Annotated in this window: 18 protein-coding genes and 3 pseudogenes; 10 read left to right on the top strand and 11 right to left on the bottom strand. The window is 60.1% G+C overall.

Annotated elements, in window-relative coordinates:
* A pseudogene (locus tag C5748_RS14480) lies at positions 1–106 on the top strand (IS5/IS1182 family transposase); the annotation flags it as partial.
* 36 nt (positions 107–142) lie between these two features.
* A pseudogene (locus tag C5748_RS14475) lies at positions 143–493 on the top strand (helix-turn-helix domain-containing protein); the annotation flags it as partial.
* Here C5748_RS14475 and C5748_RS14470 read toward each other — a convergent pair.
* The gene (locus tag C5748_RS14470) at positions 494–1,246 is read right to left on the bottom strand and encodes a response regulator transcription factor (RefSeq protein WP_105742651.1); all 753 of its coding nucleotides are present in this window, start codon (positions 1,244–1,246) and stop codon (positions 494–496) included.
* Positions 1,247–1,268: 22 nt separating this feature from the next.
* Positions 1,269–2,492 carry a GAF domain-containing sensor histidine kinase gene (locus C5748_RS14465; protein WP_105742627.1) on the bottom strand — a complete coding sequence of 408 codons (1,224 nt, stop codon included), beginning with the start codon at positions 2,490–2,492 and terminating at the stop codon, positions 1,269–1,271.
* Between the two features lie 281 nt (positions 2,493–2,773).
* Here C5748_RS14465 and C5748_RS14460 point away from each other — a divergent pair, with 281 nt between their 5' ends.
* The 7 genes and pseudogenes from C5748_RS14460 to C5748_RS28210 all read left to right on the top strand — a co-directional run bounded on the left by C5748_RS14460 (position 2,774) and on the right by C5748_RS28210 (position 9,420).
* Complete coding sequence (locus C5748_RS14460; RefSeq protein ID WP_105742626.1) at positions 2,774–3,790, top strand: ABC transporter substrate-binding protein; 1,017 nt, start codon at positions 2,774–2,776, stop codon at positions 3,788–3,790.
* 66 nt (positions 3,791–3,856) lie between these two features.
* A complete protein-coding gene (locus tag C5748_RS14455) occupies positions 3,857–5,338 on the top strand; it encodes an ATP-binding cassette domain-containing protein (protein WP_105742625.1) in 1,482 nt (493 codons plus the stop codon).
* Positions 5,335–6,282 carry an ABC transporter permease gene (locus C5748_RS14450; RefSeq protein WP_105742624.1) on the top strand — a complete coding sequence of 316 codons (948 nt, stop codon included), beginning with the start codon at positions 5,335–5,337 and terminating at the stop codon, positions 6,280–6,282. Before C5748_RS14455 ends, C5748_RS14450 begins: the two co-directional genes overlap by 4 nt.
* A complete protein-coding gene (locus C5748_RS14445; protein ID WP_105742623.1) occupies positions 6,279–7,229 on the top strand; it encodes an ABC transporter permease in 951 nt (316 codons plus the stop codon). Before C5748_RS14450 ends, C5748_RS14445 begins: the two co-directional genes overlap by 4 nt.
* A gap of 51 nt (positions 7,230–7,280) precedes the next feature.
* A complete protein-coding gene (locus tag C5748_RS14440; RefSeq protein ID WP_105742622.1) occupies positions 7,281–8,195 on the top strand; it encodes an SMP-30/gluconolactonase/LRE family protein in 915 nt (304 codons plus the stop codon).
* Positions 8,196–8,267: 72 nt separating this feature from the next.
* A pseudogene (locus C5748_RS14435) lies at positions 8,268–9,173 on the top strand (NAD(P)-dependent oxidoreductase); the annotation flags it as partial.
* Between the two features lie 94 nt (positions 9,174–9,267).
* Positions 9,268–9,420: a hypothetical protein gene (locus C5748_RS28210; protein WP_158259862.1), complete on the top strand. Its 153-nt coding sequence runs from the start codon at positions 9,268–9,270 to the stop codon at positions 9,418–9,420.
* A gap of 66 nt (positions 9,421–9,486) precedes the next feature.
* On the opposite strand, the gene C5748_RS14430 is transcribed toward C5748_RS28210, so the two are convergent.
* The 3 genes from C5748_RS14430 to C5748_RS14420 form a co-directional block, all read right to left on the bottom strand.
* Positions 9,487–11,436 (bottom strand): putative bifunctional diguanylate cyclase/phosphodiesterase, encoded by a 1,950-nt coding sequence (locus C5748_RS14430; protein WP_245581802.1) that lies wholly within the window; start codon positions 11,434–11,436, stop codon positions 9,487–9,489.
* A 73-nt stretch (positions 11,437–11,509) separates the two neighbouring features.
* Complete coding sequence (locus C5748_RS29220; protein ID WP_280953483.1) at positions 11,510–11,644, bottom strand: hypothetical protein; 135 nt, start codon at positions 11,642–11,644, stop codon at positions 11,510–11,512.
* A 528-nt stretch (positions 11,645–12,172) separates the two neighbouring features.
* Positions 12,173–12,634 (bottom strand): MarR family winged helix-turn-helix transcriptional regulator, encoded by a 462-nt coding sequence (locus C5748_RS14420; RefSeq protein ID WP_105742619.1) that lies wholly within the window; start codon positions 12,632–12,634, stop codon positions 12,173–12,175.
* Between the two features lie 135 nt (positions 12,635–12,769).
* On the opposite strand from C5748_RS14420, the gene C5748_RS14415 reads away from it, so the two are divergent.
* Complete coding sequence (locus C5748_RS14415; RefSeq protein ID WP_105742618.1) at positions 12,770–13,780, top strand: alpha/beta fold hydrolase; 1,011 nt, start codon at positions 12,770–12,772, stop codon at positions 13,778–13,780.
* A gap of 55 nt (positions 13,781–13,835) precedes the next feature.
* Here the strand turns inward: C5748_RS14415 and C5748_RS14410 are convergent, their stop codons facing one another.
* The 6 genes from C5748_RS14410 to C5748_RS14385 form a co-directional block, all read right to left on the bottom strand.
* Entirely contained in the window at positions 13,836–14,570 is a 735-nt protein-coding gene (locus C5748_RS14410; RefSeq protein ID WP_245581801.1) for a GntR family transcriptional regulator, read from the bottom strand.
* Between the two features lie 218 nt (positions 14,571–14,788).
* Entirely contained in the window at positions 14,789–15,973 is a 1,185-nt protein-coding gene (gene uxuA, locus C5748_RS14405; protein WP_105742648.1) for a mannonate dehydratase, read from the bottom strand.
* A 50-nt stretch (positions 15,974–16,023) separates the two neighbouring features.
* On the bottom strand, positions 16,024–17,505 hold the full coding sequence (locus C5748_RS14400) for a mannitol dehydrogenase family protein (RefSeq protein ID WP_105742617.1): 1,482 nt from the start codon (positions 17,503–17,505) through the stop codon (positions 16,024–16,026).
* 7 nt (positions 17,506–17,512) lie between these two features.
* Positions 17,513–18,790 (bottom strand): TRAP transporter large permease, encoded by a 1,278-nt coding sequence (locus C5748_RS14395; protein WP_105742616.1) that lies wholly within the window; start codon positions 18,788–18,790, stop codon positions 17,513–17,515.
* A complete protein-coding gene (locus C5748_RS14390; protein ID WP_105742615.1) occupies positions 18,790–19,284 on the bottom strand; it encodes a TRAP transporter small permease in 495 nt (164 codons plus the stop codon). Before C5748_RS14390 ends, C5748_RS14395 begins: the two co-directional genes overlap by 1 nt.
* Positions 19,285–19,456: 172 nt before the next feature.
* Positions 19,457–20,449, bottom strand: coding sequence for a TRAP transporter substrate-binding protein (locus C5748_RS14385; protein WP_245581800.1), 993 nt, complete (start codon positions 20,447–20,449; stop codon positions 19,457–19,459).
* Positions 20,450–20,456 lie beyond the last annotated feature (7 nt).

Raw genomic sequence — 20,456 nt, 5'->3', positions numbered from 1 at the left:
CAACAAGCTCAAACAGTTCCGACGCGTCGCAACTCGATACGACAAGCTCCTCTCCAATTTCATGGGGTTCGTCAAACTCGCCGCAATCGCCATCTGGCTCAAATAGTTAAATCGTCACTACGACCTAGGGGACATGGGGGCGAATGAACGGCGTGTGGAGCGGCTCGCCGGCCTCATCCATCAGCATTTCCGCACCCGCCAGCCGGCGGGCTTCTATGCGCGGCAGCTTGGCATTTCGCCCACCCATCTCAACCGTATCGTTCGCGAGGTCACAGGCTTCAGCACGCATGAGCTCATCGCACGCAAACGCGTCGAGGAGGCAAAGCGGGCTCTCGTCTTCACGACAGCAACGGTGCAGGAGATCGGCTTTGGCCTCGGATTTGCCGATCCAGCCTATTTTTCGCGGTTTTTCCTGCAGCGGACCGGCATGACCCCGCGGGCTTATCGCAGTGCGGAAACGGCGAAGCTGGCGCAATTCGCGCCGAACGGTTGATCAGCGGGCGCGGAGCCATTCGCCAAGTTCGGCCTCGGCGCGTTCCAGGGCACTATAGTTCAACAGCTTCCTCAGAAAAGCGACCGTGACGGCGCGTGAGCGCAGATTGAACCGTCCTTCGTCGTGTTCCGGCCCTTCATGTTTCGGCCCCTCATGCTTCGGCATCGACGGGTGATGGACGCCGAGTTTTTCATAGAGATGCTGCAGCCGGTTCTGCACGCTGCGCAGCGACAGATTGCGGCGGCGGGCGATGGCGCGGTCGGTGAGGCCCAGCGCGATATCGACGAGGATTTCATATTCGGAATCGCTGAAGCCATTGGTCTGGCCGAGGCTCTTTTGCTGCATGCCGCGCACTTCGCGGTCGATAACGCATTGCGCCTCGATGAAGATGCTGCGCAGCGCCAGCCTGAGCCGGTCATCGGAAGCGGATTTCAGCACATAGCCGAAGGCCGCGCCATCCGGCACGATGCGGGAAACGCCGCGCACATAAGCCTCATCGGAATAGTTCGACCAGAACAGGATGCGGGTTTCCGGACGCTCCTTCCAGATCGTGCGCGCCGCCTCGATGCCGTTGCGCGGGCTCATCTGCAAATCCATGACGATATGAGCGGATTTGTATTCGCGCGCGATGCGCTCGCCCGCAATGCCGTTTTCGGCCTCTATGACGCTGTCGCATTCGGGCAGTGCCGCCCGCACGGCTTCGTTCAGATAGGAGCGATGCAGCGGATCATCCTCGACGATCAAAACCTTCATTTTCATCTCCCATAGTTCATCTTCAGGCGGGCCGCGAAGCCATTGGGAACAGGACGGTGACGCAGGTTCCGACCGTTTCCTCGGTTGCCCTGATATCGAACTTCGCGGAGATCAGCCGGGCGCGCGTCCGCATGTTTTCCAGACCGCTGCCGGTCCGTCTGCCTGATATTCCCAACCCCTGTCCATTATCGTCGATCTCGATCACGATATTGCCCCGCACGACATGAAGGCGCACCGAAATCCGGCTCGCCTGAGCGTGACGGACGGCATTGTTGATGGCCTCCTGGAGAATCCGGAAAAGCGCGATGCTGACAGTCTGGTCGAGATCGTCGATCGCTCCGCCGGTATCGTCCGCCAATTGCCATTCGATGGTGGAGCCGCTCTCGCTGACCGAGCGGTCGAGATGGTTCTCCACGGCTTGCGCAAAGCCGAATAGCTGGAGCACCGAAGGCTTCGCCTGCTCGATGATCTGCCGGAGATCCTGCATGCATTGCTGCAACCCGCGCGACAAGGGCTCAAGCGTTTCTCCGGTCACTTCAGGCAGATGCGTCAGCCGCTCGATCCGCCGCGCCAGCCTGGTCAGATCGGCGAGTGTCTGGTCGTGCAGATCCATGCCGATGCGCTGTCTTTCCGTCTCCAGCGCTTCGGTCAGTTTCAGCGCGCCGAGGCGCAAGCCTTCCTCGCGCGCTCGCGCTTCCGCCTCGACGATCGCCGAGCGCTGGGCCTGGTCTGCCGCCCTGAGCGCGAAGAAATACGGCGCCAGCAGATCGGCGATCGGCTGAGCGTTGTTGACGTCCTCTATGGTGTAGAGATCGGCGGCGCGGCTCGAACAGCTCAGCGCGCCGATGACATCGCCCTGCACCTTTAGCGGCACATGCAGACGGCTTCGAAGCGATTGCTGCTGGATCGGTGCGGAGAAGGCGCCCTCGAAGTGAAATCGGGGGTCGCTGCAGGCATCGGCCGTCAGGAGAAACGCTTCTTCGCCCCATAGAACGGCCCGGATCGGGCTGCCGGCAAGCGGAGCGGGCGGCGGCTGGCCCCAGGCGGTTTCTATCCCGGTCTCGTAAGCGATGTGATATTTGCCGTCGAGCATGATCATGCACACGTCGAGATGATCGTGTGGAATGATATGATTGATCTCGGCCGCCACAGACTGGATGGCCGAATGGAAATCGAGCTGGCCTGCTAAAAGCCGCGATATGCCGAGATAATGATCCAAAAGCGTGGCAGGCGCCGGGTTGAGCACTGCACATTCCTCCTCCGTTCGCCTCTCCCTGGCGATACAATACGATCTCTATAGCCGATCTAGCGCCGCATGAGGCTACTCCGTCTTGCGGGATCCCGCACATTTTTGAGGACATACCGCAAATGGGTTGCCTCAATGCGCCTGTACAACGCCATCGATCTTCGTCATCCTGTTCGGCACTGAGGGGAGGAAACTCAGTTTCAAAGCAGTTTTGCTATCCGCGAAGAGCGGAAGAGACATATAGGCTCCGTCATAGCGACGGGCCATGAGGGAGAGAGACAATGAATATCAGAAAGATGCTTCTGGCATCGGTGGCGATCGCGTTCACCGCCGTGCCTGTTTCGGCGCTGGCGGATACGTCCGACAAGAAAATCGCGCTGTCCAACAATTATGCCGGAAATTCCTGGCGCCAGGCGATGCTGACAAGCTGGGAGAAAATCACCGGCGAAGCGGTGAAGAGCGGCGTTGTCGCCGCCGCCGATGCATTCACGACAGCGGAAAACCAGGCGACGGAACAGGCCGCGCAGATCCAGAACATGATCCTGCAGGGCTATGACGCAATCGTCATCAACGCCGCATCTCCGACGGCGCTCAACGGCGCGGTCAAGGAAGCCTGCGATGCCGGCATCACCGTCGTTTCCTTCGACGGCATCGTCACCGAGCCGTGTGCCTGGCGTATCGCCGTCGATTTCAAGGAAATGGGCCGCAGCGAAATCGAATATCTCGCCAAGAGACTTCCCGACGGCGGTAATGTCCTGGAAATCCGCGGACTGGCCGGCGTCTTCGTCGATGACGCGATTTCGGCCGGCATTCACGAGGGCGTTGCGCAATATCCGCAGTTCAAGATCGCCGGGTCGGTGCATGGCGACTGGGCCCAGGATGTCGCGCAGCGTGCCGTTGCCGGTATCCTGCCGAGCCTGCCGGAAATCGCAGCCGTCGTGACGCAGGGCGGCGACGGCTATGGCGCAGCACAGGCTTTCGCCGCGGCCAAGCGCCCGACGCCCATTATCATCATGGGCAACCGCCAGGACGAACTTGCCTGGTGGAAGGAGCAAAAGGACGCCAATGGCTATGAAACCATGTCGGTTTCGATCGCGCCCGGTGTCTCGACGCTGGCCTTCTGGGTCGCCCAGCAGATCCTCGACGGCAAGGAGGTCAAGAAGGACCTCGTCGTGCCGTTCCTGCGCATCGACCAGGACAATCTCGAAGCCAATCTGGAGAAGACTCCACAGGGCGGCGTCGCCAATGTCGAATATACGTTGGAGGATGCACAGGCGGTGATCAACAGCGCAAAATGAGCTTGTGGCCGGCGCCCTGTCTGGCGCCGGCCCTCATTGCAGCGAGTAGAGGCCGTAAAACAGATTATGACAGGCAGTTCCCATCCCGTGCCGGTAGTCGAGGCGCAGGGCGTCAAAGTCAGCTTTGGCGCCGTGCGCGCGCTTGCCGGCGTCGATCTCGTTATCCGGCAAGGTGAATGTGTCGGCCTCGTCGGCCATAACGGCGCCGGAAAATCGACCATCGTCAATGTCATCAATGGCGGGCTTTCACCGCATGACGGAACGCTTTCCTATGAGGGCGAAGCGCCGGGCCGCTATGGCATAAACAGCGCACGTGGCCACGGCATCCGCTGCGTCTTTCAGGAACTGTCGCTTTGCCCGAACCTGACCGTCATCGAGAACATGCGGGTGATGCACCGCGCACTGAGCGGGTGGGGCTGGCGCAGCAGGGCGGCTGCCGCGATCAAAGGCAAGCTCGACGAGATTTTCCCCGGTCACCGCATCGACCGCTCCCGTGCTGTCGGTGATCTCTCGATCGCCGAGCGCCAGATGGTCGAGATCGCCACCGCATTCGCGGATGTCGGCCAAAAGCCGAAGCTAGTCATTCTCGACGAGCCGACCTCGTCGCTCGATGCGAGCCTTGCGGAGCAGTTGCTGGCGCATATCCGTGCATATGTGGCAGGCGGCGGGTCGATCATCTTCATCTCCCATATTCTGGGCGAGGTGCTTTCGACCGCAACCCGGATCGTCGTGATGAAGGACGGCCGCGTCGTCGCCGATCGCCCGGCCTCGGAATTCACACAGCAAAAGCTCGTTCAGGCGATGGGAAGCGTCGTTGCGGAAAAGAGGGATGCGCGGGCGGTGCGGGCGGCGACTTCAACGGCTCCCGTCCTCTCGCTGCCGCTTCGCCGTGGTCGCGGGCTACCCTTCAAGGCATTCCCAGGCGAGATCGTCGGGCTTGCCGGATTGAGCGGGCATGGCCAGACCGATATGCTTGTCGACCTCTATCTTTCGCGCAGCGGAAACTGGCTGCAACGCCGAAAACCGGAGGTCGCTTTCGTCGCCGGAGACAGGGGCTATAACGGCACATTCCCGCTGTGGAGCATCCTGAAGAATATGAGCGTCGCCTCCCTTGGCGATCTGTCGCGCGCCACTTTTGTCGATGAACAGCATGAAGCGGAATTGGGCGATGAGTGGAAACGCAAGATCGAAGTCCGCACCCAGGATATGGAGAACGGCATCCTGTCGCTTTCCGGCGGCAATCAGCAGAAGGTGCTCTTCGCCCGTGCATTGGCAGCCCGCGCTCCGATCGTGCTGATGGACGATCCGATGCGTGGCGTCGATATCGGCACCAAGCAGGAGGTCTATGACATATTGCGCAGCGAAGCGGAGAACGGCTGTACCTTTATCTGGTATTCCACGGAGATGGAGGAAGTCTGCATCTGTGACCGCGTCTATGTGTTCAACGCGGGCGCCATTGTCGCCGAGCTTGCCGGAAACGATATCAATGAAGAAAACATTCTCGCCGCCTCGTTCACCGAAGCAGTGATCGGGGAAGCTGTCGCATGAAGATCAGGCTATCGACCGATAGCGTCCGGCTCTTGATCCCGGCGCTGTCGCTGACCGTGCTTCTCTGTGCGGTATTCTATCTGCAGCCGCGCGCCATGAGCTATACCGGGCTCAATCTCCTTTTCAATCTGGCGGTTCCGATCACCCTTGCGACGATCGCGCAGATGCTGATCATGACGGTCAATGATCTTGATCTGTCGATGGGAACATTTGTCAGTTTCGTCGCCTGCGTCGCCGCCGCGTTCCTGCCGACAGCGCCGCTGACCGGCGTGGCCATTCTTCTGGCGGCGATCGCCGCCTATGCGGTTCTCGGCGTCGTCATCCATGTCAGGCAACTGCCGTCGATCGTGGTGACCCTCGGCATGAGCTTTGTCTGGGGCGGGCTTGCGGTGCTGATCCTGCCTGCTCCGGGCGGTCAGGCTCCGGTCTGGGCGCGCTGGATCATGACGTCCAAGCCGCCGCTGATGCCGATGGCGATCGTCGCGAGCATCGTCATTGCCGTGCTCACTCATTTCATCGTCATGCGCTCGTCCTTCGGCGTGCTGATACGCGGCGTCGGCGGCAATACCCGTTCGGTCGAGCGCGCCGGCTGGTCGATCATTAGCGCGCGGGCCGGGGCCTATGCGCTTGCCGCCTTCTTCGCCGTCCTCGCCGGCATCGCGCTCGTCGGGTTGACCACATCGGCCGACGCCAATATCGCGTTGCGCTATACGCTCCTTTCCATCGCTGGCGTCATCCTCGGCGGCGGCGAGTTCGTCGGCGGACGCGTGTCGCCCATCGGCGCGGTGATCGGCGCTTTGACACTGACGCTCGCCGGCTCGTTTCTCTCCTTCCTGCGAATTTCACCGGACTGGCAGATCGGCGCGCAAGGAGCGATCCTCATCGTTGTGCTGGCGCTGCGCCTCTTTCTCAACCGGCTGGAAAAGCGGGAGAAGGGCCGATGAACGCGCTTCGCTCGCTTTCAGCCAGGCCATGGATATGGTCTTTCGTGGCCACGGCCATTGTCTGGTTGGTGACCATTATGTTCACCGGCGGCGCAAGTGCTGCCGGACTGTCGCAGGCGGCATTCACCTTCGCGGCATTCTCGGTCATCGTCGGCATTGGTCAGATGTTCGTCATCACGCTGGGTCCCGGAAATATCGATTTGTCGGTGCCCGCGATGATCACGCTTTCGGGCACGGTGGCGCTGAAGCTGATGGATGTGGATAATTCGCTGATCCTGCCTGGCCTTGCCGTCGCCATCGGGCTCGGCGTGGCGGTGGGCATCGGCAATTTCGCTTTCATCAAGCTTTTGCGCATCCCGCCTATTATCGCGACACTTTCAATGAGCTTCATTGTCCAGTCGATGGCGATCTGGACCAATCGCGGCATCCGGGTCAAGCCGCCGGCGATGCTGGCCGATTTCACCACTTCGACCATCTGGGGCATCCCGAATATCGCCATCGCTGCCTTCGTCCTTTCCGCGATCGCATGGGTGCTGTTGCAGAAAACCGTTTACGGACGCTGGATATCGGCCATCGGCCAGAGTATCCCCGCGGCAAGGATGGCCGGCATACCGGTCGATGGCGTCCGCCTCGCAACCTACGTGCTGTGTGCGGTGCTGGCCTCCATCTGCGGCTATCTGCTGGCCAGTTTTTCCGGGGGCGCTGCGCTCAATATGGGTTCGGAATATCTCCTGATGTCGATCGCCGTCGTCGTCATCGGCGGTACCGCCGTTGCCGGTGGCGATTCCAACGTACCGGGCATATGGGGGGCCTCGCTGTTCCTGTTCCTCGTGGTTTCCATGCTCAATACATACGGGCTGGGAGCCGGCATCCGTCTCGTCATGACGGGTGTCATCATCATTGCGGTGATCATGGTGGCGGGAGGACGAAAGCGCGGCCGGTCCTGATGGGTGTAACAGCCCCTGGTGTTTTTGATAATTTCTACGAGGAGCAGGCGCATGCTGCACAATCCAATCTATGAGATCCATGACCAACGGTTCCGTCACCTTATCGTCAAGAATGCTGATTTGGAGGAACTCCATACCGGCTGCCGGTGGGCGGAGGGCCCGGTCTGGTTTGCCGATATGGGTTGTCTTCTGTGGAGCGACATTCCGAACCAGAGAATGCTGCGATGGGTTCCGGATGGCGGCGTTTCAACCTTCCGCACGCCCTCCAATTTCACCAATGGAAACACGCGCGACCGGCAGGGCAGACTTGTTTCATGCGAGCATGGCACGCGCCGCGTGACGCGTACCGAAATCGACGGATCGATCACTGTCCTTGCCGACAGCTATCAGAACAAGCGCCTCAATTCGCCCAACGATGTGGTCGTGCGTTCGGACGGCTCTATCTGGTTCACCGATCCGACCTACGGCATTCTTTCCGATTACGAGGGCTACAAGGCGGAACCGGAACAGGCCGCGCGCAATGTCTTTTGTCTCGATCCCGATGCGGGAACGCTCGAATCCGTCGTGGATGATTTCGTCCAGCCGAACGGGCTTGCCTTCTCGCCTGATGAAACCAGACTCTACATTGCCGATTCATCGGGGAGCAATGATGAAACCCTGCCACGCCACATCCGCGTCTTTGATATCGATAGCAGCAGACGTCTGACCAATGGCAGGGTGTTCTGCACTATCGACAAAGGCGTACCCGACGGGATGCGCGTTGATACGGAGGGGAATGTCTGGACCAGCGCCGCCGATGGCGTGCACTGCTTTGCACCGGATGGAACCTTGCTGGGGAAGATACGGGTGCCGCAGGTCGTGGCGAACCTCACCTTTGGCGGCCCGCGCCGCAACAGATTGTTCATCACAGCAACGAAATCCGTTTATTCGATCTATGTCACCGCAACGGGCGCGCAGCTTCCCTGACGCATGGTGACGGCCGTTACTTTTCTCGGCTAGACTGAAGCTGAATCTGAGGGCGCTGCGAACTGGAGGAGTTATCACATGAGCAAGGAACGGATCGGCTTTATCGGCGTCGGGCTGATGGGCCATGGCATGGCCAGGAATATCGTGGAAAAGGGCTGGCCCTTGACCGTGCTGGGAAATCGCAACCGCGCGCCGGTGGAAGATTTGAAAGCCCGCGGCGCAGCTGAGGCCAAGAGTCCGCGCGACCTTGCCGAAAAGAGCGACATCGTCGTGATCTGCGTTACCGGCAGCCCGCAGGTGGAAGCCGTCATCAACGGTCCGCAGGGTCTGGCGTCCGCAGGCAAGCCGCTGCTCATTTGCGACTGCTCGACCTCCGAACCGTCCTCGACGCTCAAGCTTGCCGCCGAGCTTGCACCCAAGGGCATCACATTGATCGATGCACCACTCAGCCGCACGCCCAGCGATGCGGAAGCGGGTACGCTCGATGTGATGGTCGGGGGCGATCCGGCGGCGATCGAGCGCGCCTGGCCGGTGCTCGAGGCCTTTTCCCAGCGTATCATCAAAACCGGGCCCATTGGCACCGGCCACACGATGAAGCTCCTCAATAATTTCCTCGCTCTGGGCTATGCGGCGATCTATTCCGAAGCGCTGGCGCTCGGTGCCCATGCGGGGCTGACGCCAGAGGTGTTCGACAGCGTCATCCGTGGTGGCCGCATGGATTGCCTGTTCTACCAGACCTTCTTCAAATATGTGCTCGAACGCGACCGCGACGCGCATAAGTTCACGCTGGTCAACGCGCTGAAAGATACCACCTATCTCGCCTCTTTCGCCAATGCCGCCGGTCTCGCCAATCCGGTCGGCTCCGCCGTGCGCAATTCCTATGCGCTTGCGGTCGGCACCGGCCACGGAGAGCATTATGTGCCCATGCTCTCGGACGTCGTGGCGGAGATGAACGGCGTCAAGCTGGTGGAGGACTGACAGTCCCGGGCATTTTCAGGCCGCTTTGTTGCGATAAAGCCAGTCCATCAGGGCCACGGGCAGATGGCCACGCCGATGCGGCGTCAAGATTGTTGTGACCAAGGTGCTTTTCGAGAAGCTGGAGGATGATCCGGCGGTCCAGTTTGCTCACGCCATCGAGCGCGGCGAAGCGCCAGTCGGGAACGGCAGATGCAAGGGCGAGATTGCGCTGGACGATGCTCTCGGCCTGCTGAAACTGGCCGCCTGAGAGAACGAGGCATGCACGTTCACCGGTGCCGGATTTGGTTCCGGTGAGCAGCCCTCGATGCACTATTCATTCCACGAAGGATCTGGATTGATTTATCCATTTGATGGCTTCGTGGTGGGGCATTGGCCTTGCAAAATAATAACCCTGCATGATCGAACATCCAAGTTGCCGCAATATGTTTCGGCTCGCCTCTGTCTCGACACCCTCGGCGACCACCTCGATTCCGAACGATTTTCCGAGGGTGAGGATTGATTGAACAACATTGCGATCGTCGGTCGAGTTGGCGATGCCATGGACAAAGGAGCGATCGATCTTGATGCGATCGACATGCAGTTGTCGAAGTGAGGACATCGAGGAATAACCTACCCCGAAATCGTCGACGGCAATTCGCACGCCCGCTTTGGCCAAAGCACTAAGCTTGCTCTGCACCGATTGAATATCTTTCGCGGTATCCTCGGTGATCTCGATTTCCAGCATGGAGGCGGGAAGATCGAGTTTGTGGAGTTTTGCAATGATCAGATTGTCGACCCCGATTTGAGAGATCTCGCGCGGAGAGATGTTCATCGCCACCCGCAAATGCCCGAGGTTCATGGCGCGCAATGTTTGCATCATTGCGCACACATCCTTCAGGATGTACCGGAAAAGCGGTTCTGCAAGTCCGGAAAACGAGGCGACTGTTACCAAATCGGCCGAGGGAACCCAGCCATGTCTGGGATGGTTCCAGCGTACGAGAGCTTCGAGGTCCGTTAGCTTGCGTCCCCCCTCGCCAAGAATAGGCTGAAACCAGACCTCCAATGCGTCATTGCTTATCGCATTGGCAAGGTCCCGCTCTATATCGCGTTTCATCGCGAGGTGATTGCGCAAGTCTTCGTCGAAGACATAATGCCGATTGCGTCCCTGTGCCTTGGCTCGATAGAGAGCCGCGTCGGCACGGACCAGCATCTCATCGACATCAAGTTGGCCGGATGGACAAACCCCGATGCTGACGCCAATCCGTCCGGCGTCGAAGCTGGCGAATGGAATGGAGACTGTCGCGATCAATTTGGCAGCCAGGATCGAAGGTGTCTCCTCACAAAGTGCCGGGTCGAACAGAACGGCAAACTCGTCTCCTCCCAAACGTGCCACCAGAACATGGTCCTGGAGACTTTGACGGAGCCTTCTGCCGACTTCGACGAGAACCCTGTCTCCCGCTTTATGACCGAAAGCGTCATTGATCGATTTGAAGCCATCAAGATCGAGAAGCATGAGCACGAGCCCTGTTGTGCCCGAAGATGAGAAATATGCGGCTTCCTGCATAAACCCGCTGCGGTCGAGGAGACCGGTCAATGCGTCATGGGTAGCGCGATACTCCATTTCAGCAGCGGCTTTGGTCGCCTGATCCTTGGCCGCTTCCAGGGATTCCGCCATGGCGGTCGCCTCGTTCTTCAGCCTGCTGGATTGCCGAAACAATCCTTCGCTTTCCCATGCCGCACGTGTCAGGGCGACAAGATAAAGTATGGTCGTTGCTGCCAGACAGTAATGGTCAAATCCGCCGGCATAGATGAGGCAACCGGCGACGGACAAAAGGACTGGAACAATGTAACAAACCGGCATTCGCGCGTAGGCAAAGCCGTGGGTTATGGCGCCTGCTGTAATTCCGCACAGGACGGTCAGGTAGAACACCGTTTGCGGGGCTGTGTAGCCGTCGCACAGAACGGCAATGAAGGCCCAGACCACACCCGATACCGCCGCTGAGATCGATTGCAGGAAGAGATGCTGCTTTACAGACGATGGATCCAGGTTCTTTGGTTCGGCGGGTTTATCGGTATCGAGAAGCCGTACGGGAAAGCGGCACAGAACGACCCGGCCGATGTTGGCGAGGCTCGATGCGAGAAACCACCACAATCCGGCCAGTCCGTTCCCATAGTAGATGGCTACGAGCAGGCTCGTCAGACCGAGAACAAAACTCACCGGAATGGAAATAAGCATGCTGCGGCGCACGGCCATCAGCTGGTCGGCAAGGATCAGGTGTTGCAAGGGCCGGCGTACTCGTTTGAGATGGCGTTCATCATTTCATCTACCAGAATTACATTGTCTACTGAAAGACTGGTTAACTGACCAGGCGCTCATCGAGATAATACGGGCCATCGAAGAGATGGATTTCATCGCCCTGCATGGTCCCGATCTGCGGCAGGAGTTCGCCCACACAGGTGTTTTCGCATACCCGATCATCGAATGCCGGCACCCGTCGTCAAGCCCTTGCAGCCCCAGTATCATGACGGTTTCCGCCGCCGGCGCCAGAGCGATGAAACCGGGGAAGGAGGACTGCTCCGATACGGTCAGATAGAATCCCATGATCAGGGCGAGGCCAAGCCAGCCGACCAGAGGCGAAAGCGGCGATCGCTTCGCCCAGCTCTCCGACAACGTCATGGAGGCGAGGCCTCCAAGCGCGAATTCCCAGGCCCGGAATGGAGAAAAATAGAAGACCCGGGGCTGCGAAACCTCCGTCAGCCAGGCGCATAGCGCAAAGGAAATGGCAGCAGGGCATCCGGGACCGATCACCTATATGATCGGTGGAGCGCTGACAGGCGCGGTCGGAGTGCTTGCGACTGCCTCGAATCCGTTTCACGATATCGTTGCCGTTTATGCTGCCGGATTGGGGTTCAGCGGCGCAGTCGGTGGCCATGTCTTCTGGCGCGCAGGGATCAGGCGCTTGGCGTAGTTGATCGGCGCCTTCTTTGATGCATCCTCGACTGCCGGGGGGCTGCTCTCATTACTTATAGCGTTCCAGGGCATTCCGCAGTGCGGTGATCTCGCTCAGCAGCCGGTTGGCTTGCCCGGCCTCCAGCCCCGAGGCATCAAGGATGCACGGCGGGATATCCAGCGCGTTTTCGCGGAGTGCTCGGCCCTTGTCGGTCAGTTGTACCCGTACCTGGCGCTCGTCGACGGGATCGCGGCTGCGCTTGATGTGCCCCAGCGCTTCCAGCCGTTTGAGCAGAGGCGTGAGTGTGCTTGATTCAAGAAACAGCTTTTCACCGAGATTGCCGACCGTCTGGTCATCCTGCGTCCAGAGCAGGACCATGACCAGATATTGCGGATAGGTCAGGCCGAGCTTGTCCAGCAGGGGCTTGTAGACGCGGTTGAACGCGTGATTGGCGGAGTAGACGGCAAAACAAAGGAAATCGCCCAGTTTCAGGGCATCGTCCGGCTTGTGGTCATCTTCGGGTCTGGGCATGGCGCACCTCATCACTTGATCGTGCATATATATCGCACACGATCTTATCGCAAGCGCTTGACATCGGCAAATGACGATGTATTTATATCGTGCACGATTAAATCGTGTAGCAATAAAACTGATTGAGGAGCAGCCATGAGCGTGATTTCGTCTGATCAGCCCGAGCGCGCGGGTATCGTCTCCCGGCGGCGGATTCTTTTCGCCGGCGCGAGCATCGCCGCGTTTCCCCTTATTGCCGCCGCGACCGCAAGGGCCGGCGGACATACTCTCTCCACCCCTGAAACCCAAGCACAAGCAACCCGAACACAAGGAGCAAGAACCATGAGCACCATCACCACCCGCGACGGCGTCGAGATCTATTACAAAGACTGGGGGAAGGGTCAGCCCGTCGTCCTCAGCCATGGTTGGCCACTCAGTTCCGACAGCTGGGAGTCCCAGGCTTTCCATCTCGCGTCGAACGGCTTCCGCGTCGTCACCCATGACCGGCGCGGCCATGGCCGGTCCAGCCAGCCCTGGGACGGCAACGACATGGATCATTATGCCGACGATCTGGCGCAGGTGATCGAGGCGCTCGATCTCCAGAACGTCTCGCTCTTCGGCTTTTCGACCGGCGGCGGCGAGGTGGCGCGTTATATCGGCCGGCACGGTACCGGGCGGGTCGCCAAGATCGGCCTGATCTCGGCGGTGCCGCCGCTGATGCTCAAGACCAATGCCAATCCCGGCGGTCTGCCGATCGATGTTTTCGACGGACTTCGCGCCGCCAGCATCACCGACCGCTCGAAGCTTTATCAGGATCTCGCCAGCGGCCCGTTCTTCGGCTTCAACCGGCCCGGCGCGAAGGTTTCCCAGGGCATGATCGACTCGTTCTGGCTGCAGGGCATGCAGTCCGGCCACAAGAACGCCTATGACTCCATCAAGGCATTCTCGGAAACCGATTTCACCGAGGATCTGAAGAAGTTCGACAAGCCGACCTTGATCGTCCATGGCGACGACGACCAGGTCGTGCCGATCGACGCTGCGGCTCGCGCTTCGAAGCGGCTGGTTCCGCATGCCGAGCTCAAGGTCTATCCGGGCGCGCCGCACGGCCTTGCCGACACCCATAAGGAGCAGCTCAACGCCGATCTGCTCACCTTCCTGAGATCGTAGCGATTATAGCCGGATCGGCTTGGGCCGGTCCGGCATTCCCATGGTCCGGAATTCTTTACCGGGCCGGACGGTTCGCCGGCCCGCCAGCCTTCTCTCCGAACAGCGATGGGTGCTGTTTGACGAGCTTGTCGATCGAGCGGAAGACTTCCCGCAGATGCGTCTTCATGTGCCGGGCGGCCAGATCGGAATCATTCGCCTGCATCGCCGCGGCGATATCGGAATGCTGCATGTAAAGCTGCTCGATATGCCCCGGCTGCGGCAGGCTCAGATAACGGACCCGATCGAGCTGACTTTTCACCGACTGTATGACCTTCCAGCTTCGCGGCAACGAGGCGATATCGGAGAATGCATGGTGAAACTGGTCGTCGAGCGCTATGAAATCATCGAGGTTCCTAGCGTCTGCGGCCTGTTTCTGCAACCGCAACTGCTCATCGAGCCGGGCGGCAAAGGCCGCATCGGCATCTTGCGCGACCCGGCGCACGACGGCAATTTCCAGAGCCTCGCGGATGAACTGGGCTTCCAGCACCTCCGCCACCCGGATGGGCGAAACATAGGTCCCGCGCTGCGGAAAGATATCGACCAGCCCTTCATCTGCCAGCTTGATCAGCGCTTCGCGCACCGGCGTACGGCTGATGCCGAGCTTCAGCGACAGTTCCTTTTCGCTCAAGGCTTCGTTCGGCGCCAGTTCGAGCATCAGGATCGCCCGCTTTATCTGGCTGTGAACCTGCGTCCCGATCGGTGATTTCGGATCGATGGGACTGGTCCAGTCTGCTGCCCGATGAACTGACAAATATCCTCTCCCTGGTGCTAGAGTCTGTCATGGTTTAATTGAGACACTGGCAGGACAACGCCCCTTTTCTTGCCGTCATTCTCGGGCTTGTCCCGAGAATCTGCCATAAGAAAAAAGAGAAGCAAATACGGTCCTGGCCGATCAGCCACGGTAGATTCTCGGGACAAGCCCGAGAATGACGGCGAGGGGGGAGCTGTTTCGAGCTAGCCCTGACAGACTCAATCCACCGCCGCAACAGCTGCCATCACGCCGCGAAGTTCCGCAAGCCCGCGCAGGCGGCCGATGATCGGGTAGCCTGGATGGGTTTTGCGTGTGTGATCGCCGATCAGTTCATGGCCATGGTCGGGGCGCATGGGGATGCGCCAGTCGGCGCGGCCTTCGTCCTTGCGGCGGCGGCATTCGCGCAGCAGAACACGCACCAGCTTGACCATGTCGGTGTCGCCGCCGAGATGATCGGCCTCCATGAACGAACCGTCCGGATCCTTTTTCACATTGCGCAGATGCGCGAAATGGATCTTGTCGGCGAAGCGTTCGGCGATGGCTGGAATATCGTTGGCCGGGTTTGCGCCAAGCGAGCCGGAGCACAGCGTCAGGCCGTTGGAGGGCGAGGGGACCGCCGACAGAATGAAATCGATGTCGTCGGCAGACGAGACGATCCGGTCCAGTCCGAAAAGCGGGCGCGGCGGATCATCGGGGTGCACGCAAAGCCGGATGCCTACCTCCTCGGCTGTCGGTATGACTTCGCGCAGGAAGCGGGCGAAATTCTCGCGCAACTGTTCACGCGAAACGTCATGATAGCGCTCGAGCATGGCGCGCAGCCCCGGCACATCGTAGCGGGCATAGGCGCCGGGCAGGCCGGCCATGATATTGGCGAGCAGCTTTTCGCGGTCGCTTTCCGAAGACGCGGCCATCCACGCCCGCGCTCTGTCGAGGGTGATGCTGTCCTGCTCGTCTTCCGAGCCCGGCCGTTTCAGCATGTAGCAATCGAAGGCGGCGTATTCATGCCGGTTGAAGCGCAACGCCGTGCCGCCTCCGGGCAGGGGTGCGGCAAGCTCGGTGCGGGTCCAGTCGAGGATCGGCATGAAATTATAGCAGATGATTTTCAGGCCGCAGGCCGCGAGATTGCGCAATGACTGCCGGTAATGATCGAACAGCGGCGTCAGGTTGCCGGCGCCGATCTTGATGTCTTCGTGGATCGGGAGGCTCTCGACCACGCGCCATTCCAGTCCGAGCGAGGGATCGGCGCCGATGATTGCCTGACGGCGTTTGATCTCGTCCGTCGTCCAGATTTCACCATACGGAATGTGATGGAGCGCGGTGACGATGCCGCGCGCGCCGGCCTGCCGGATGTGCTTGAGCTCGCAGGCATCGTCGGGCCCGAACCAGCGCCAGGTTTCTTCCATGGTGCAAGATTCTTCCATGGTGGTTGCGTCGATCTGGTCTGCCATTTGTCCTATTCCGCCGTCTGATTGATTGCGCTGACCGCCGCGTGCGAGCCATCGACCAAAAGCTTGCGATAGGCGGCTTCAACCCCGTCCAGGAACTGTTCGTTTTTTCCGAGGTCGGTGCCGAATATGCTTTCGATGGATGCCACGCGTCGCACATGGGCGGCGGGATCCTGCCCGTCCGCCTTAAGCCGGTCGGCAAGCGGGTCCTTGACGTCGATGGGCTGGCCCTTTTCGTCCGTGCCGCTGGTGTAAGCGATGAAGGCCGCGACGATCAGCGCAAGGCGGTCCCATGGTTGGCCGGCCTGCAGCCGGTCGCGGATGGTGCCGAGGATGCGCTGCGGCAGCTTCTGCGATCCGTCCATGGCGATCTGCGCGGTGCGATGGCTGATGGCGGGGTTTGAATAGCGCTCGAGCAACTGGCCCGCATAGGCTTCAAGATCGGTTCCATCAGGCGTGGGCACGGTCGGGATGATCTCGTCGCGCCACAGACCGGCGAGGAAATTCCTGAACGCCGGATCGGCCACTGTCTGCGATATGGTCTGAAAGCCTGAGAGGAAGCCGAGATAGGCGAGCGCCGAATGCGAACCGTTGAGCATGCGCAGCTTCATCAGTTCGAACGGCTCGACATCGGCGACGAACTGGGCTCCGGCGCGCTCCCAGGCAGGCCGCTCCGCCGCACCGAAAACATCCTCTATGACCCATTGGCGGAAAGGCTCGTGAATGACCGGCGCCAAGTCCTGCAAACCGGTGAGATCGAGGGTCAACGCCAGATCATCATCGGTCGAAGCGGGAACGATGCGGTCGACCATCGTGCTCGGAAAAGCGACCGTGCTCTCGATCCATGTGGCAAGGCCATCATCACGGAGCGCGGCGAAATCGCGGACGAGACCGCGCAGCAGCTTGCCATTGGAAGGAAGATTGTCACAGCTGATGATTGTGAACGGGGCAATCCCGCGCTCCCGACGTAATTTCAGCGCGGCGACGAGGAAGCCGAGGAGGGACATGGGCCGCTCGGGATGTTCCAGATCATGGACGATATCGGGATGCGCCGGATTGAGCCGTCCCGTCGCCGGATCATGGCAGTAGCCCTTTTCGGTGACCGTGATGGTCACGATGCGAATGCCGGGATCGGCCAGAGTATCGACGAGACTCTTGGGATCTTCCGGCGCCACGATCGCTTGCAGCAGCGATCCCATGATACGCGGTCGGTCGCCGGAAGCCGAACGCTCCACCGTGGTGTAGAGGCCATCCTGCGGCGCAAGCTTGTCACGCTGTGAAGGGCTGCGCAAGCTGACGCCGATGATCCCCCAGCCATTGTGCGCCGCCGGATCGGTCTCGATTGCATCGTCATTATAGACGACGCCATGGGCGCGGAAGAAAGCGCCGAGGCCGATATGGACGATGCCGGGCGTTAATCTCGCTCTGTCGAAGCCGGGAAGGCGAGCCTTCGCATTTTTCAGCGTTTCACTGTCAAGTCTCTGGGTCATATCGTGCTCAATCAAAGAAAATGGAGGGCAGCCACAGGGACAGCGCCGGAATGAAGGTCACCAGCATCAGCACGATGAGATTGCTGAGGATGAAGGGCAGAACCTCGCGGCTGATGACGCTGAGCGGCACCTTGCCGATATTTCCCGCGACGAACAGGCAGATGCCGACCGGCGGGGTGGTCAGGCCGATCATCAGATTGATGATGGCAATGATGGCGAATTGCACCGGATCGATGCCGACCTGCAGCGCCACCGCGAGCAGCGGCGGAAACAGGATGATCAGCGCGGCGATCGTCTCCATGAACGTGCCGACGAAGAGAAGCAGCACGTTGATCATCAGCAGGATCAGATATTTGTTGTCCGTCACCGACAGCATCGCACCGGCGATCATCTGCGGGATCTGCTCGCTGGTGAGGATCCAGCCGAACACATTGGCGAGGCCGACCAAAAGGATCAGCGCACCCGAGCCGACGGCGGATTCCAGCATGATACGCGGCACGTCGCGGAGCCTGAAGCCTTTATAGATGAAGAGGCCGACGGCAAACGCATAGAGCGAGGCGACGATCGACGCCTCGGTGGGTGTGAAGACGCCGCCGACAATACCGAACAGGATGATCACGGTCATCAGCACCGCCCAGAAGGCGGCCTTTCCGGAGACAAAAACCTCGCGAAAACCGACCCATTTGCCCTTTGGGTAATTGCGCATCCGGGCAATGATGTAGACCGTCAGCATCATGCCAAGGCCCATCATGAGGCCGGGGATGGCGCCGGCAAGGAACATGCGGCCGACGGACAGGCCGGTCAGCGTGCCGACGATGATCATCGGCACCGAGGGCGGAATGATCGGGCCGACCGTCGACGCCGCGGCGGTCAGCGCCGAGGCGAAGCCTGCGCCATAGCCGGATTTCTTCATGGCCGGGATCATCACCGAGCCGATCGAAGCGGTCTCCGACACGGCCGTTCCGGAGATGCCGGCGAAGATCATCGATCCGGTGACGTTGGCAAGGCCAAGCCCGCCCCGGATATGGCCGACAAGGGCATTGCCGAAGCGGACGATCTGGTCGGTGATGCCGCCATTGTTCATCAGATTGCCGGCCAGCACGAAACCGGGGATGCAAAGCAGCACGAAGCTGTCCATACCCGAAAACATGAACTGCGAGACCACCGTCAGGTCGATGTCGGCCAGAAACAGGTAGACCGCCGAGGAAATGCCGAGTGTGATGGCGACGGGAACGCCGAGCGCCAGACAGATGATAAAGGTGCCGAAAAGGGCTGCGACCAGCATTACAGCGTCTCCTGATGTTGCATCGGTTTGCCGAAGCCGAGGAGCCGGGCGAGATAGAAGAAGGCAAGCGAGACGGGGATGATGAGGATGGTGATATAGACGATGACCATCGGCGCATCGAACGAGCGGGCCCGTTCGCCGAAGCTGTTGAGGACATAGGCATAGGCGCCGGGAATGATCGCCAGCGAAAAGACGATCACGGCGACATCCACGAGCTTGTCGATGGCGGCCTGCACCTTGACGGGCAGGGTTGCTGTGAAGAGATCGACATTGACCAGTTCCCCGTCCAGCGCGGCAAGGCCGCAGGAGAACGCGACCAGATAGAGCAGGGCGAAGCGCGACACTTCTTCCGTCCAGATCGGAGCCGCAATCCCGGGAACGCGGCCCAGAACCTGCAGGGTCACCATGACGATCAGCACGGCAAAGGCGATAACCGTGCCGACCCTGCACAGAACCGCAACGCCCTCGATGATTTTCCCGAACAGGTTTTTCATGGTATCAGATCCTTGAAAAGGTGGCCGCCCGGAGACCAGAGCGCCGCGTGTTCAATTGAACGCGCAAAGGACGCTCTAGCACTTTGAATCTAGAGCACCTTATCCGCTTTCGGCGTTTCCACCTGAAAGCGGGATGCTCTAGGGCGGCCCGCATTTCGAACAGCTTGGACGCTTACTTGACGGCCAGCATCTCTTCATAGAGCGGCACGACGCTCGGATCGAGCGCCTTGACCACCGCCGCCTTTGCTTTTTTCGCAAATGCCGCCTTGTCGACCTCGACGAACTCCATGCCCTTGCTTTCCAACTCACTCTTGAAGCGTTCTTCATCGGCAAGGAAAAGCTCGTGCTCGTAAGCCTGTGCCGCCTTGGCGGCTTCCATCACAGCCTTGCGCTGCTCATCGCTCAGGCCGTTCATCAGGCGCTGGCTGCCGACGAGGTAAATCCAGCTGCGCACATGATCCGTCATATTCACATAGCGCTGGACTTCATAGAAGCTTGCCGAGCGGATCAATGCGAGGGGGTTTTCCTGGGCGTCGATGACATGACTTTGCAGGCCGGTGAAGACTTCCGAGAAAGCCATCGGCGTCGGCTTGGCGCCGAGCGCCTCCCAAACCGAGACGAACAGCGGGACATTCGGCACGCGCAGCTTCAGTCCGTTGAGATCGTCGGGTGATTTGATCGGCCTGTTGGAGGTCAGTTCACGCGGACCGCGTTCGAACCAGGTGAGCGGCACCAGCTTGGCCTTGGCTTCAATTTCGGCGGCGATCTTCTCGCCGATCGGTCCCTCGACCACCTTGCGCATATGCTCGCTGTCGCGGAGCGCATAGGGAACGGCGAGGAGCGAAGCGTAGGGCGTCCAATTCTGCAGGGATTCGCCCGTGATGGTGAAATCGACCGTTCCAAGCTGCAGACCTTTGATGAGATCGGTTTCCTTGCCGAGTTGCTCGTTCGGAAAGACCTGCACTTCGAGTTCGCCATTGGTGCGGGCCTTCACCTCTTCGGCGAATTTCAGCGCCGCCTTGTGCCAGGAATTGTCCTCATTGCCGAGATGGCCGAGCTTCAGTGTCTTGGCTTCGGCGAGGCCCGGCGCCAAAGCCGCCAGGGTAACGCAGGTCGCAAGCATTGCGGCCAGAAAGCCGCGTCTCTTCAGGTTCGTCTTGATCATGCTATCC

The organism is Phyllobacterium phragmitis, assembly GCF_002980495.1.
GTDB classification, from domain to species: Bacteria; Pseudomonadota; Alphaproteobacteria; order Rhizobiales; family Rhizobiaceae; genus Paramesorhizobium; species Paramesorhizobium phragmitis.
Note: the sequence above shows the minus strand (reverse complement) of the source record. Positions and strands in the feature narration are given on the sequence as shown.

What these genes read in the sequence shown, in the direction of transcription:
- C5748_RS14470 (WP_105742651.1), bottom strand. Translation starts at nt 1,246, where the DNA reads ATGAAGGTTTTGATCGTCGAGGATGATCCGCTGCATCGCTCCTATCTG.
- C5748_RS14460 (WP_105742626.1), top strand. Translation starts at nt 2,774, where the DNA reads ATGAATATCAGAAAGATGCTTCTGGCATCGGTGGCGATCGCGTTCACC.
- C5748_RS14455 (WP_105742625.1), top strand. Translation starts at nt 3,857, where the DNA reads ATGACAGGCAGTTCCCATCCCGTGCCGGTAGTCGAGGCGCAGGGCGTC.
- C5748_RS14450 (WP_105742624.1), top strand. Translation starts at nt 5,335, where the DNA reads ATGAAGATCAGGCTATCGACCGATAGCGTCCGGCTCTTGATCCCGGCG.
- C5748_RS14445 (WP_105742623.1), top strand. Translation starts at nt 6,279, where the DNA reads ATGAACGCGCTTCGCTCGCTTTCAGCCAGGCCATGGATATGGTCTTTC.
- C5748_RS14440 (WP_105742622.1), top strand. Translation starts at nt 7,281, where the DNA reads ATGCTGCACAATCCAATCTATGAGATCCATGACCAACGGTTCCGTCAC.
- C5748_RS14420 (WP_105742619.1), bottom strand. Translation starts at nt 12,634, where the DNA reads ATGCCCAGACCCGAAGATGACCACAAGCCGGACGATGCCCTGAAACTG.
- C5748_RS14415 (WP_105742618.1), top strand. Translation starts at nt 12,770, where the DNA reads ATGAGCGTGATTTCGTCTGATCAGCCCGAGCGCGCGGGTATCGTCTCC.
- uxuA (WP_105742648.1), bottom strand. Translation starts at nt 15,973, where the DNA reads ATGGAAGAAACCTGGCGCTGGTTCGGGCCCGACGATGCCTGCGAGCTC.
- C5748_RS14400 (WP_105742617.1), bottom strand. Translation starts at nt 17,505, where the DNA reads ATGACCCAGAGACTTGACAGTGAAACGCTGAAAAATGCGAAGGCTCGC.
- C5748_RS14395 (WP_105742616.1), bottom strand. Translation starts at nt 18,790, where the DNA reads ATGCTGGTCGCAGCCCTTTTCGGCACCTTTATCATCTGTCTGGCGCTC.
- C5748_RS14390 (WP_105742615.1), bottom strand. Translation starts at nt 19,284, where the DNA reads ATGAAAAACCTGTTCGGGAAAATCATCGAGGGCGTTGCGGTTCTGTGC.
- C5748_RS14385 (WP_245581800.1), bottom strand. Translation starts at nt 20,449, where the DNA reads ATGATCAAGACGAACCTGAAGAGACGCGGCTTTCTGGCCGCAATGCTT.